This window comes from Pseudoclavibacter sp. RFBI5, from assembly GCF_002931395.1.
Lineage (GTDB): Bacteria > Actinomycetota > Actinomycetes > Actinomycetales > Microbacteriaceae > Pseudoclavibacter.
In genome coordinates this window covers 1,177,244-1,190,340 of record NZ_PSYA01000010.1, presented here as the reverse complement: position 1 = coordinate 1,190,340, position 13,097 = coordinate 1,177,244, and the positions used below count along the sequence as shown (strand labels likewise).

Genomic DNA, 13,097 nt, shown 5'->3' with positions numbered 1-13,097 from the left:
GCGCATCTGGCTGATTTTTGCGCTTGGTGGGGTGGATTGCAGCAGGGCGCGATGCGCCGGGGGCGATGCGGCAGCGCGCAGGGGTGCGCTGCGGGACGGCGCGCCCGCCCGGCGCTACTTCTCCGCGAGGGCCTGGCGGATGCGCTTCAGCGAGACCGTCTCGGCCGTGCCGAGCTGCTGCGCGAAGAGGCTCACGCGGAACTCCTCGAGCATCCACCTCGCCTGGACGACGGATGCCGGGGCGGAGCGGTTCGCGGGGAACGTGCCGCCCGCCTCCGTGTACAGGGCCGTCGCCTGCTCCACCTGCATGAGGCCGGCCCGCTCGATGCTGGAATGGCTGAGCACCCGCTCGAGGCGGTAGGTGAGCGCCCGCAGGTAGCGGGGGAGGTGCGCAAGCCGCGTGACGCCGGTCTTCGACACGAAGCCCGGGTAGACGAGCGCCTGCAGCTGCGAGCGGGCGTCGGAGAGCGACGGCAGCACCGAGATGTGGTTGGCCGCCTTGAGCGCCTTGTTGGCCTCGCGGAAGCGGTCGAGGATCTCGGAGACGAGCTTCGTCTGCGCGAACATGCGGTCGAGCAGGGTCGCGTTGAACGTCTCGCGCAGCTCATCGAACGCGGCCCGCGTGCGCACGGGGCCGCCGTGCTCCTGGCTGTACGCGGCAACCGCATCCTGGGCGAGGGCCGCGACGATGTCGCCGAAGAGCGCCGGCGTCGAGTGGTACGGGCTCGTCGCGAGGGCCAGCTTCTCCTTCGCCGTCAGGTGCTCCTGCACGTAGCTCGCAGGGGAGGGCACCGACGCGACGAGGAGGGCAGCGACGCCGATGGGATGTTCGCGCGCCTGGTCCTCTGGCGTCGTCACGAGGCGCAGGTCGATGCTTCCCTTGACGACGGCGAGCGACGGGTAGGCGCGGATCACGCCGTGCTTGCGCTTGATGTCGATGAGCTCGGGGATCCCGTCGAGCGGCCACTCGGTGAGCCCGTGCTGGTCGTAGCGGAGCTCCGCGGTCGACGCGCTCTGCGCTGGCACCGAACCGGCCTCGCGCACGCCGTTCCCGGGGCGGGCGGGCGCCGCGACCTGCTGCGTCGCGCGCAGCACCGACGCCTCCGACGCCTTCTTGAGCTTCTCCTGCAGCGCCCTGAGGTCCTCTCCCGTGCCGAGCTCCCGGCCGCGGTCGTCGAGCACTCGGAAGCGCACCCGAAGGTGCGAGGGGACGCGGCTCCAGTCGAACTCGCTCACGTCGAAGCGGATGCCCGCCTGCCGCTGCATGATCTGCCGCAGCGCGTCGTCGAAGTCGCCGGGAACCTCCTGGCCGAGGTCTGGCCTTGCCTCGCCGAGTTCGCCGAGCAGCTTGTCGGCCCAGTCCGCGGAGGGCACGAAGTTGCGTCGGGTGGCCTTCGGCAACGACTTCAGGAGCGCGATGACCAGCTCCCGGCGCATGCCGGGCACCTGCCAGTCGAAGCCGCGGTCGTCGAGGCGCGACAACAGGGGCAGCGGGATGTTGACCGTCACGCCGTCGTCGGGCGCACCCGGGTCGAAGCGGTACCGGAGGCGGAGGCGCTGGTCGCCCTGCTTCCACTCGGTGGGGAACCCGGCACCCTGCTCGTCGGGGTCGGCGTGCTCCTCGCCGAGCACATCCGCCCTCGTCATGGTGAGCAGCTGCGGGGTCTGCTTCTGCGCGCCCTGCCACCACTTCTCGAACGTGGACTGCGAGACGACATCCCTGGGGAGGCGCTCGTCGTAGAACTCGAAGACGGCGTCCTCGTCGTCGGTGTAGGCACCGCGCGAACGGGTGCGCTCCTCGAGGTCGGCGAGGCTCTTGCGCAGCGCCCGGTTCTTGGAGTCGAAGCTGTGGCGCCCGTTCCAGTCGCCCTCGACGAGGGCGTGGCGGATGAACAGGTCGCGCGACCAGGCCGGGTCGATCTTCGAGAACTGCACGGTGCGTCCTCGAACGATGGGCACGCCGTAGAGGGTCACCCGCTCGATGGCGACCGCGGAGCCCTGCGTCTTCTCCCAGTGCGGGTCGGAGTGGTTGCGCTTCGCGAGGGAGCCCGCGAGCACCTCGGCCCAGGCTGGGTCGATCTTCGCGACGGTGCGCGCGAAGAGGCGGCTCGTCTCGACGAGCTCGGCCGCCATGACGACATCCGGCTGCTTCTTCGCCTTCGCGAGCCCGGAACCGGGGAAGATCTGGAACCGGGTGCCGCGTGCTCCCGCGTAGTCGCGCTTCAGCTCGTCGCGGATGCCGATATGGCTGAGGAGCCCGGCGAGCATGGAGCGGTGGATGGCGTCGGCGAGGGCGCCGGGCTCCTGCACCTGCCCGGCGGCTGGCCGCTGCACCTTCAAGCCGATGGGGCCGGCGAGCTGGCGGAGCTGACGGAACACGTCCTGCCACTCGCGGAAGCGGACGAAGTTGATGAACTCGTCTCGGCACTTGCGACGGAACGCGCTCGAGCCGAGCTCGTGGCTCTGCTCCTCGAGGTAGTTCCACACGTTCACGAGCGTGAGGAAGTCGCTGGACGGGTCGCGGAACCGCGCGTGCAGCTCGTCGGCCTTCTGCCGTTTCTCGAGCGGACGCTCGCGGATGTCCTGCACCGTCATGCCGGCGACGATGATGAGGATCTCGCGGCTCACGTCGTGCTGCTTCGACTCGATGACCATGCGGCCGAATCGGGGGTCGATGGGGAGGCGGGCGAGGCTGCGGCCCGTCTTCGTGAGGCGCAGCTGGCTGTCCTTCCCGTGGCTGGCCTTGCCGGGTTCGACGGCCCCCAGCTCACTGAGGAGGTCGGTGCCGTCCTTGATGCCGCGCGCGTCCGGCGGCTGCAGGAACGGGAACTCGGAGAGGGCCCCGAGGCCCAGCTCGAGCATCTGCAGGAGCACGCTCGCGAGGTTCGTGCGGAGGATCTCGGGTTCGGTGAACTCGGGGCGGCGATCGAAGTCGGCCTCCGAGTAGAGGCGGATGGCGACGCCAGCGGAGGTGCGGCCGGCGCGGCCCGAACGCTGCTTCGCGGACGCCTGCGAGATGGCCTCGATCGGGAGGCGCTGCACCTTCGCTCGCGTGGAGTAGCGGGAGATGCGCGCCGTCCCCGTGTCGATGACGGCGACGATGCCTGGCACCGTGAGGCTCGTCTCTGCGACGTTTGTCGCGAGCACCACGCGCCGGCGCACCCCGGGCGGACGCTTCGACTCGAACACACGGTGCTGCTCCGCGGAGGAGAGGCGGCCGAAGAGCGGGAGGACCTCGGTCGACTCCGGGCGAGCGTCGCGCGCGACGTGGGCGCGGATCGCGTCCTGCGCGTCCCGGATCTCCTGCTCGCCGGACAGGAACACGAGCACGTCGCCGGGCAGGTCGCGGTCGAGCTCGTCGAGCGCATCCACGATGCCCTCGAACATGTCGCGCTCCGGCGTCTGCGGGGCCGCGTCCTCGTCCTCCTCACCGGGCAGCGGAGCGTCGGCGACGAGCGGCCGGTAGCGGACGTCGACGGGGAACGTGCGGCCGGAGACCTCGATCATCGGGGCGTCGTTGAAGTGCTTCGAGAACGACTCGGGGTCGATCGTCGCCGACGTGATGATGACCTTCAGGTCGGGCCGCTTCGGGAGGAGCGTCTTCAGGTAGCCGAGGAGGAAGTCGATGTTGAGGCTGCGCTCGTGCGCCTCGTCGATGATGATCGTGTCGTACTTGCGCAGCAGGCGGTCGCGGTGGATCTCGTTGAGGAGGATGCCGTCGGTCATGAGCTTCACGCGCGTCTCGGCCGACACCTCGTCGGTGAAGCGCACCTGGTAGCCGACGAGCCCGCCGATGTCGCCGCCGAGCTCATCCGCGATCCGCTCCGCGATCGTGCGCGCTGCGATGCGTCGGGGCTGCGTGTGCCCGATCATCTGCCTGCCGAGCTCGAGGCAGATCTTCGGCAGCTGCGTCGTCTTGCCCGACCCGGTCTCGCCCGCGACGATGACCACCTGGTTGGCGGCGATGGCGTCGCGGATCTCGTCCCGCATCTGGCTGACGGGCAGCTCCGGCGGGTAGGAGATCTCGAGGGGAGTCGTAGTCATGAGCATTACAGTCTATTGCCGTGTCCGGTCAGCGCGGAACCAGTTCCGCTTGCTAGAACAGAGGGATGACCGCATTGCAGATCCCCAACGTTTCCCTCAACGACGGCACCAGCATTCCCCAGCTCGGCTTCGGCGTCTTCAAGGTCGACCCGGCAGAGACCGAGCGCATCGTGTCCGACGCCCTCGAGGTCGGCTACCGCCACATCGACACCGCCAAGATCTACGGCAACGAGGAGGGCGTGGGCAGGGCCATCGCGAAGTCCGGCATCCCGCGCGACGAGCTCTACGTGACCACGAAGCTCTGGAATGACGAGCAGGGCCGCGACACGCCCCGCGCGGCGATTGACGCGAGCCTCGAGCGCCTCGGCCTCGAGAAGGCCGACCTCTACCTCATCCACTGGCCGACGCCGAAGCAGAACAAGTTCGTCGAGAGCTGGGAGGCGCTCGTCGAGCTGCAGCAGGCCGGCCTGACCACGTCCATCGGCGTGTGCAACTTCTTCGAGTCGCACCTGCGCGACATCATCTCGGCAACCGGCGTGAAGCCGGTCGTCAACCAGATCGAGCAGCACCCGATCTTCCAGCAGCCCGAGCTCGACGCCTACCTGCAAGCCGAGGACATCAAGACCGAAGCATGGGGACCGCTTGGCCAGGCCAAGTACCCGCTCTTCGAGCTGGAGCCCGTCAAGGCGGCAGCGGATGCACACGGCAAGACGCCCGCGCAGGTCGTCATCCGCTGGCACCTCCAGAAGGGCAACATCGTCTTCCCGAAGACCACGTCGCGTGAGCGCATGGTCGAGAACGCTCAGGTCTTCGACTTCGAGCTGTCGGGCGCCGAGTACGACGCCATCACGGCACTCGAGCGCGGCGAAGAAGGACGAGTCGCGGCGCACCCCAACGAAGTGAACTAGCTTCCAGCAGCTGCTGAGACGGCCGGTGCCCCAGAGGGGGCGCCGGCCGTCTCGTCGTTGGCGCGGTCGTGCGGGCCGCAGAGGGGGTGCGAACACGGCGTGGGAGGGCCTGTCAAGCGAAGTCCTCACCCAGTTCGACGGCGATAGCGTCGGTGCATGAGTTCCTCCGCACCAACCCGTCGCACGCTCGAGCGCATCGCGCGGGACCGGTTCGGGTGGGAGTCGCTGCTCCCCGGTCAAGGCGACGCGATCCGCTCTGCTGCGGCGGGGCGCGACACGCTGCTCGTGCTCGCGACCGGTGGCGGGAAATCAGCGGTCTACCAGGTCGCGGGGGCTGCGCGCGGCGGCATCGTTCTCGTCGTCTCGCCGCTCATCGCCCTGCAGGCAGACCAGCGCGCATCGATCGAGGCCGCCCCGGATGCCCCCGACGTCGTCGCCATCAACTCGTCACGGGGCGCTTCTGCGGTGGCCCGCGCCTGGGAGCGGATCGAGGCGGGCGGGTCGCTGTACGTGCTCCTCGCACCGGAGCAGCTGGCGAACGAGGACAACGTCGCCCGCCTCGCGGCGCAGGACGTGTCTCTGCTCGTCGTGGATGAGGCGCACTGCGTCTCCTCGTGGGGGCACGATTTCCGGCCCGACTACTTGAGGCTCGGCGACGTGCGATCAGCGCTCGGCGACCCGCCGGTGCTCGCGATGACCGCGACGGCCTCGAAGCCGGTGCGGGCGGACATCGTCGAGCGGCTGCGGATGCGGGATCCGGACGTGCAGGTGCACGGCGTCGACCGACCCGAGATCCGACTGGCAGTCCAGCGCCATGAGAGCGAGGACGACAAGCGGGCCGCGATCGTCGACGAAGCGCGCAGCTGGACCGCCCCCGGTCTCGTCTACGTCGCCTCACGCAGGGAGACGGAGTCGTACGCGGCCGAGCTCGCCGCGGAAGGGCGGGAGGTTGCCGCCTACCACGCCGGTCTCAAGGTCGCAGAGCGCCGAGCGGTGCAGGACCGCTGGCGGGACGGCGAACTCGATGTCGTCGTCGCGACGTCCGCGTTCGGCATGGGCATCGACCGGGGTGACGTGCGCTTCGTGCTGCACGCGGCGACGACGGAGTCGCTCGACGCCTACTACCAGGAGGTCGGCCGCGCGGGGCGGGACGGCGAGCCCGCGACGGCCGTGCTGCATTACCGCGTCGAGGACCTCGCGCTGCGGCGCTTCTTTGCGAAGCGCTCGGTGGACAAGGCCGGACTGCGCACCCTGTGGCGCGCCATCACGCGCACGCCAGGGGCGAGCATCCGGGACCTCGCCGAGGCCGTCGGTCAGCCCGCAAGAACGGTCTCGAGGCTCGTCAACCAGCTCGTGGATGCCGAACTCGTCGAGACGGCCGGGGGCGTGCATCCGCTGCGCAAGACTCGAGTCGATGTCGTGGTGAAGGCCGTCAAGGAGGCATCCGCCGCGCGGGAGCGAATCGCCGAGTCGCGACTGTCGATGATGCGCGCCTACGCGGAGGAGACGCAGTGCCGCCGGCGCGTGCTGCTCGACTACTTCGGGGTCGACGGGCCGGAATGGTGCGGGAACTGCGACGGCTGCGAGCGGCGCGAGGACACGTCGGACGCGCAGGCAGACAGCGTGCCGGCGGATGCGCCGCTCGCCATCGACGAGACCGTCGAGCACCGTGAGTGGGGAGCAGGCACGGTCATCAGCGTCGAAGAGGACCGGGCGACGATCTTCTTCGAGTCGGAGGGCTACAAGGTCGTCGCCCTCGCGGCGCTCGACTCGAACGTGCTGCGCCAGGTCGAGGACGTCAGCGCGTAGCCGACCGACGTGAGCTAGGTTCGTCGCATGCGCTTCCCGAGGGGCTTCCTGTGAGCGAGACCGCTCAGCGCGACGGCGCCTCCAGCGAGGGCCAAGAGCCTCTCGATGAGGCCGATGGCCCGCTGCGCGCGTGGTTCGCGGTCGCGGCCATCGTCATGGTCAGCAACTTCCTGTTCTTCTTCATCGGGGGGCTCGCCTCGTTGGAGCTGATGGATTTCCTTCAGCGAGACCCGTCTTTCACTTCGAATCCGTACCGGCAGGAAGCGCTGTCCATGGCGCTCGGTATGGGAGCTGTTGCGGCTGGGCTGATCGTGCTGTCCGTCTGGCTCGCCGCCGTCGTGGGTCGAGGATTCCGCGTGCCCGCGTGGCTTGCGCCGGGAGTCGTTGCGACCGCACTGGCACTGCACACGGTCTTTTGGATTGTGGTCGCGATCGTCAACGGGCGTTGAGCTGGATCTCCTGCTTCTCCTGCGCCCACTGGATACGGAGGGACTTCGGACGGCTCGCTCAAGGAGGCGTCCTAGCCTTGCCGGATGACGAATTCAAAGACTCGCAAGTTTGCAGGGCTCAGTGGACTCGCCGCGGTCGGCGCGCTCGCGGGAGCGCTCTTCGCCGCTACCCCTGCCAGCGCCGCCGGTTCGGCCTACTACGCCTTCGAGACCCAGGCGGCGTGCATGGCGAAGTGGGGAGCCGTCGTCGGCGGCTCCGTCGGAACCGGATCGAACGTGTACATCGGGCCGAACGCCTGCTCGCAGGACACGACGGGCACGTTCGGGGGCATGTACCGCCTCTACGTCGCCTACCCGTAAAGCCGACCGCGGCGCCGCGGTGCTGTGCAGCGGCGCCGCGCTGCGGCGTGGCCGTGCAGCGCCGCGGCTACGCCAAGTTGTCGGCGATCGAAGCGAGCTCGGCCACTGAACCGTCGGAGATGACACGGACATGCTCCGTGATCGCCTCGAGGGGCCAGTCCCACCAGGCGACCTCGAGGAGCGTCCGGACGTCGTCGTCATCGAAGCGGCGGCGGATGAGCGTCACCGGGTTGCCGCCCACGATGCCGTAGTCGGGCACATCCTTCGTCACGACGGATCCAGTGGAGATGATCGCCCCGTCGCCGATACGCACCCCCGGCATGATGGTGACGTCCCCGCCGATCCAGACGTCGTTGCCGACGACCGTGTCGCCGCGGCTCGGCAGGTCGCTGACGAGGTCGACGTGCTGCCCCCAGGCTCCGCCCATGATGGGGAACGGATACGTGGACGGCCCAGACATGCGGTGGTTGGCGCCGTTCATGATGAACCGCACGCCGGAGGCGATGGCGCAGAACTTCCCGATGACCAGACGCTCAGGCCCGTAGTGGTGCAGCACGTTGCGCGTCTCGAACGCCGAGGGGTCGTCGGGGTCGTCGTAGTAGGTGAAGTCTCCGACGCTGATGAGCGGGCTGGTGACGAGCGGCTTCAGGAGGATGACCCGCTCCTGACCGTCGATCGGATGCAGCGTGCTGGGGTCAGGGGCAGACGCGGGTTCATTCACCGAACCAGTGTAGAACCGCGCCATTCTGGGCCTGCGGTGCGCATCCCGAACCGCGCGGCCATGGAATAGCCATCGCGGCAGCCTCGTTGCACCCCTGATGACCTCGAACTCGAACAGCACCACCAACGCACCGAGGACCGCGCTTGTTGTGGGCGCCTCCGGGATCACCGGCTCCGCCCTCGTCGATCGCCTGAGCCAGGACGGCTGGGAGGTGCTCGCTCTCTCCCGCCGCGCCGTGACGAGCGGCACCGTGCGGGGCATCGCCGCCGACCTCCGCGACCCGGCGAGCCTGCGCGCTGCGCTCGCGGACGAGCGCCCCACGCACGTGTTCTTCACCGCGTGGCAGCGACAGGCGACGGAGGCGGAGAACATCGCCGTGAACGGCGCCATGGTCCGTGACCTGCTCGCGGCGCTCGACCACGCCCCCGTGGAGCACGCCGCCCTGGTCACCGGACTCAAGCACTACCTGGGCCCATTCGAGGCCTACGCCGCGGGGGAGATGCCCGACACCCCGTTCCGTGAGGAGTCGGAGCGGCTCGACACCCCGAACTTCTACTACGCGCAGGAGGACGAGCTCTTCGCAGCAGCAGTCCGCCAGCAGTTCAGGTGGTCGGTGCATCGGTCGCACACCGTCATCGGGCATGCCGTCGGCAACGCCATGAACATGGGCCTGACGATCGCCGTGCAGGCCACGATCGCGAAGCACCTCGGCGTGCCCTTCGTGTTCCCCGGCAGTGCGGCGCAGTGGAACGGCCTCACCGACATGACTGACGCGGGGGTCCTCGCCGAGCAGATGGTGTGGGCGTCGACGGAGCCGGCTGGCCGCAACGAGGCCTTCAACATCGTCAACGGGGACATCTTCCGTTGGCGGTGGATGTGGCCTCGCCTCGCCGAGATGCTCGGCGTCCCCGCCGAGCAGGTCGTCGGGTTCGACGGGCAGGCGCGCCCCCTCGAGGAGCAGATGGCGCAGCTCGAGCAGCACTGGCCGGCCATCGCCGCCGAGCACGACCTCGTCGAGTCGGACATCTCGCGGCTCGCATCCTGGTGGCACACCGACGCCGACCTCGGACGCGAGATGGAGGTCGTCACCGACATGGGCAAGAGCCGCGCCGCCGGTTTCCTCAGCTTCCGCCGAACCGACCAGGCCTTCGCCGACCTCTTCGCGCGCTACCGCGCCGACCGCCTCATCCCCTGAGCGCATCCCGGCTGGCCGCTTCCGGCTGAGCACCTCCCGGCTGAGCGCGCTCGGCAGATGGGCCAGGTAGGTCGCTTTCACCCCTCCAGACGGCTCCGCCAGGCCCGTTTGGGTCGCTTTCACCTCTCCAGACGGCTCCGCCTGGCCCGTTTGGGTCACTTTCACCCCTCCAGATGTCTCCGCCAGGGCTAGTTAGGTCACTTTCGCCCTGCCGACGGCTCCGCCTGGCCCGTTTGGGTCGCTTTCACCCTTCCAGACGGCTCCGAAATAGGGTGAAAGTGGCCCAAGTGGGCCTCGGCGCTACCGCGCTACCGGGTTGCCGCGCTACCGGGACAGCGCCGCACGCAACCGCGCGAGGAAGGCGGCGGCGTCGGGGAACAGGTCAGCGTGGGTGACGCGGATGACGCGCCATCCGGCCGCGATCAGCGCCTCCGTGCGGGTTATGTCGCGCCGGAACTGCGCGGGGCTCAGGTGCACTTCGCCCTCGTACTCCACGACGACGCGCTGGGCTCGGAAGACGAGGTCGCCTCGTGCCAGGAAGCGTCCGCCCGCGTGGATATCGGCGTTGACGGCGGGTTCCTCGATGCCCGCGTCCACGATGAGGCAGCGAAGCCAGCTCTCCGGTGGCGAGGCAACGTGCTCCCGAAGGCGCGGCAGGGCGCCGCGCAGCACCGAGCAGCCACGGAGTCGGCCCCAACGCTCTACGGCGTCCTCCAAGCAGGTGAGCTGGGTCAGCGAGCCGGACGAAACCCGCCCCGGGTAGCGGTCGAAGTCGCTGATCATCGCGTCGCCGACCGTGACCAGCTCCGTCTCGCTGAACGAACTCGCCAGAAGAGTGAAGAGCAGCGGCACGGGAACCACCCGGACCCCCTCGACGAGGTCGGCCTCCCAGAGGTCATCCCGGATGCGCCGCGCACGGACGCCCGCCGCTCGTGGTCTCGAGGCCGACTGCCTGGCAAGCACGTCGACGGTCTCCGAGCGGTGGCGCCGCGGTACCGGCAGCCCGTAGACCCGCAGCGCGGAGGGCCCGCTCAGCGCCTGGCCACCGCGGAGCCGCGGCCCGAAGCGGAGGACCTGCTCCCTGCTGGTCAGTGCGGGTTCCGTCGCTCGCACTCCGCGGTAGGGCCGAGCGAGGCTCTGCCGGGCGAGGGCTTTCTTCGTGAGACCCGCGGCGTTCCCCTCCGCGATGCTGAACGCGCGGTCTCTGAGCTCCTCGGGGATCGGGATGCGCGCGGCCATGCCGGAAACCTACGTATGTCGGCGTCGTCGCGCTGAAGTTCTCCACAGCCCGCCGCCCCCGATGCCCGACGCATCCACGGCTCGGCACATCCGCTGACCGCTGACCGCTCACCGCTCACCGCGGTTTCCGCCTCCGGCGTCGCCGCGCCTCGTGAAGAGGTCACTTTGAGCCCGTGTGGCGCGGCCCGATGGGGCGAAAGTGGCCCATTCGACGCGGGGGCGCGTGCGGGGGATGCGCGCGGCTATGCCGGAAACCTACGAAGGTCGGCGTCGCGGCGCTGAAATTCTCCGCAGCCCGCCGCATCTCCTGGCGATCTCGGCCTCGCCGCGCCTCGTGAAGAGGTCACTTTGGGCCCGTGTGGCGCGGCCCGATGGGACGAAAGTGGCCCATTCGGCGCGGGGGCGCGTGCGGGGGATGCGCGCGGCCATGCCGGGAACCTGCGCAGGTCGGCGTCGCCGCGCCTGAAGAGGTCACTTTGGGCCCGTGCTGCGCGGTTCGATGGGGGCAAAGTGACCCATCCGGCGCGGGGGTCGCGGATGCGGGGCGCGCGGGGCGCCGGCCGCCGCGCGCCTACCGCCAGCTGGGCAGCCAGTGCGTGAGCGACCAGTAGGAGGTGGAGATCATCTGGCCGGTCCACACGGGCCAGAAGAGCACGGAGACGAGCGCCATGATCACGAGCAGCACTCCGACCGCGGAGACGCCGATGGTCCTGGAGGGGCGCGGGGTCTCGCGGTCGCCGGCGATGGTCTGGATGACCACGAGGGAGGCGAGGATCATGAACGGCAGGAACGCGATCGCGTAGAAGTGGAAGACGGCCTGGCGCTCGAGGTACGCGAGCCACGGGAAGTAGCCGGCCCCGTAGCCGACGAGGATCGCGAAGTACTGCCATTTCGGGCGCAGGAAGCACATGATGATGAGGAACAGGATCGACACGGTGCCGAACCAGAAGATGATGGGGTTCGAGATCGACGTGATCGCCTCGACGCACTGTCCGACGTCGCAGGATGAGCCGTCGCCCGCCTCCGAGTAGACGTAGCTGAACGCGGTGGGGCGGATGAGGAACGGCCACTCCTGCGGCCCCGACTGGTAGGGATGCTCGGCGCTGAGTCCGCGGTGGAAGTTGTACGCCTCGACCTGGTAGTGCCAGAGGCTCTGCAGGGGCAGCGGCACCCACGAGAGCAGTCCGGTCCACGCGTTGCCCGCCTCCTCGGCCCAGCCGCGGTAGAAGCCGCCCGTGGTGGTGAGCCAGCGGGTCCAGGTCGCGAGGTAGGTGAGGGCTGCGAGCGGCACGGTCAGGAGGAACGACACGGGGCCCTGCATGAGGATCGCGGCGGAGCCCCAGAAGGTCACGCCGAGCCGCTTCCGCTCGATCATGTCGATGACGAGCGTGTAGACGCAGAACGCGGCGAGGAAGTAGAGGCCTGACCACTTCACGGCCGACGCGGCCCCGAGGGTGACGGCCGCCGCCATGAGCCAGGGCCGCCACCAGAGGCGGGGCCCCCAGTCGGGTCCGACGGGCTTCACGTCGGGCGCTCGCGAGGTGGTCGTGGCCTTCGTCGGAATCGGGTCGCCGTCGAGGCCCTCCTCCGCGCGCCAGGCCATGATCTTCGTGCGCAGCTTCCGCTGCTGGTCCTCGCGGTCGAGGAGGACGAAGAGGAAGGCGAGCAGTACGAAGAACATGAGGATGCCGTCGAGGATCCCGACGCGCGACATGACGATCGCGTGCCCGTCGATGGCGAGCATCCCGGCGCCGATCGTGGCGAGCACGGGCGAGCGGAACAGCTTCTTGGCGATGACCCAGAGGAGCGGCACGGCCAGGGTGCCGAGCAGGGCGACGGCGAATCGCCATCCGAAGGGGTTGTCGGCACCGAACACGAGCATCCCGAGCCCGATGAGGTACTTCCCGAGGGGCGGATGCACGACGTACGACGGGTCGGTCGTGTACCCGTTCGGGTCTCCTGCGTTGAACGCGTCGTTCGGGTTCTCGGGCCACTCGGCCTCGTAGCCGAGGTTGAGGAGGGTCCACGCGTCTTTCACGTAGAACGTCTCGTCGAAGATCAGGAAGTGCGCGCCGCCGAGGTTCCAGAACCGGAGGACGGCGGCGAGGAGGGTGACGACGCCGAGGAGGATCCACTCGGTGCGCACGCGCAGCCTGGGGGTGCTCGTGACTCGCGCCCAGAGGTCGTCGAACACCGAGCCGCGCGCCACCGGAGCCGCCGGCGCCTTCGCCGCCGGCGCGGCAGGGGCAGCGGATGCGGTCACCGTGCCGCTCGTCGCCGTCGCGGGGGCCGTCGTCGCGGACGACTCGGCCGCCTCGTCTGGTGTTCCCGTGTCTGCTTGCTCGCTCACCCAAGCAATCGTAGGGGGCCGC

9 protein-coding genes are annotated in these 13,097 nt (G+C 69.5%); 5 read left to right on the top strand and 4 right to left on the bottom strand.

Going from position 1 to position 13,097, the window contains the following annotated elements:
* Window positions 1-114 precede the first annotated feature (114 nt).
* Complete coding sequence (gene hrpA, locus C5E06_RS12430) at window positions 115-4,044, bottom strand: ATP-dependent RNA helicase HrpA (RefSeq protein ID WP_104307296.1); 3,930 nt, start codon at window positions 4,042-4,044, stop codon at window positions 115-117.
* Window positions 4,045-4,109: 65 nt separating this feature from the next.
* Here hrpA and C5E06_RS12425 point away from each other — a divergent pair, with 65 nt between their 5' ends.
* The 4 genes from C5E06_RS12425 (at window position 4,110) to C5E06_RS12410 (ending at window position 7,570) form a co-directional block, all read left to right on the top strand.
* Window positions 4,110-4,952, top strand: a complete 843-nt coding sequence (locus tag C5E06_RS12425; protein WP_104307033.1) for an aldo/keto reductase — start codon at window positions 4,110-4,112, stop codon at window positions 4,950-4,952.
* Between the two features lie 156 nt (window positions 4,953-5,108).
* Complete coding sequence (locus C5E06_RS12420; protein ID WP_104307032.1) at window positions 5,109-6,761, top strand: RecQ family ATP-dependent DNA helicase; 1,653 nt, start codon at window positions 5,109-5,111, stop codon at window positions 6,759-6,761.
* A gap of 50 nt (window positions 6,762-6,811) precedes the next feature.
* On the top strand, window positions 6,812-7,210 hold the full coding sequence (locus C5E06_RS12415) for a hypothetical protein (RefSeq protein ID WP_104307031.1): 399 nt from the start codon (window positions 6,812-6,814) through the stop codon (window positions 7,208-7,210).
* A gap of 84 nt (window positions 7,211-7,294) precedes the next feature.
* Window positions 7,295-7,570, top strand: coding sequence for a hypothetical protein (locus tag C5E06_RS12410; protein WP_104307030.1), 276 nt, complete (start codon window positions 7,295-7,297; stop codon window positions 7,568-7,570).
* A 67-nt stretch (window positions 7,571-7,637) separates the two neighbouring features.
* On the opposite strand, the gene C5E06_RS12405 is transcribed toward C5E06_RS12410, so the two are convergent.
* The gene (locus C5E06_RS12405) at window positions 7,638-8,291 is read right to left on the bottom strand and encodes a CatB-related O-acetyltransferase (protein WP_258067595.1); all 654 of its coding nucleotides are present in this window, start codon (window positions 8,289-8,291) and stop codon (window positions 7,638-7,640) included.
* Window positions 8,292-8,388: 97 nt separating this feature from the next.
* On the opposite strand from C5E06_RS12405, the gene C5E06_RS12400 reads away from it, so the two are divergent.
* Entirely contained in the window at window positions 8,389-9,486 is a 1,098-nt protein-coding gene (locus tag C5E06_RS12400) for an SDR family oxidoreductase (RefSeq protein ID WP_104307028.1), read from the top strand.
* Window positions 9,487-9,810: 324 nt separating this feature from the next.
* Here C5E06_RS12400 and C5E06_RS12395 read toward each other — a convergent pair whose 3' ends face one another.
* Together C5E06_RS12395 and C5E06_RS12390 are read right to left on the bottom strand one after the other, a co-directional pair.
* On the bottom strand, window positions 9,811-10,725 hold the full coding sequence (locus C5E06_RS12395; protein ID WP_104307027.1) for an endonuclease domain-containing protein: 915 nt from the start codon (window positions 10,723-10,725) through the stop codon (window positions 9,811-9,813).
* A gap of 571 nt (window positions 10,726-11,296) precedes the next feature.
* Window positions 11,297-13,075, bottom strand: coding sequence for a dolichyl-phosphate-mannose--protein mannosyltransferase (locus C5E06_RS12390; RefSeq protein ID WP_258067594.1), 1,779 nt, complete (start codon window positions 13,073-13,075; stop codon window positions 11,297-11,299).
* Window positions 13,076-13,097 lie beyond the last annotated feature (22 nt).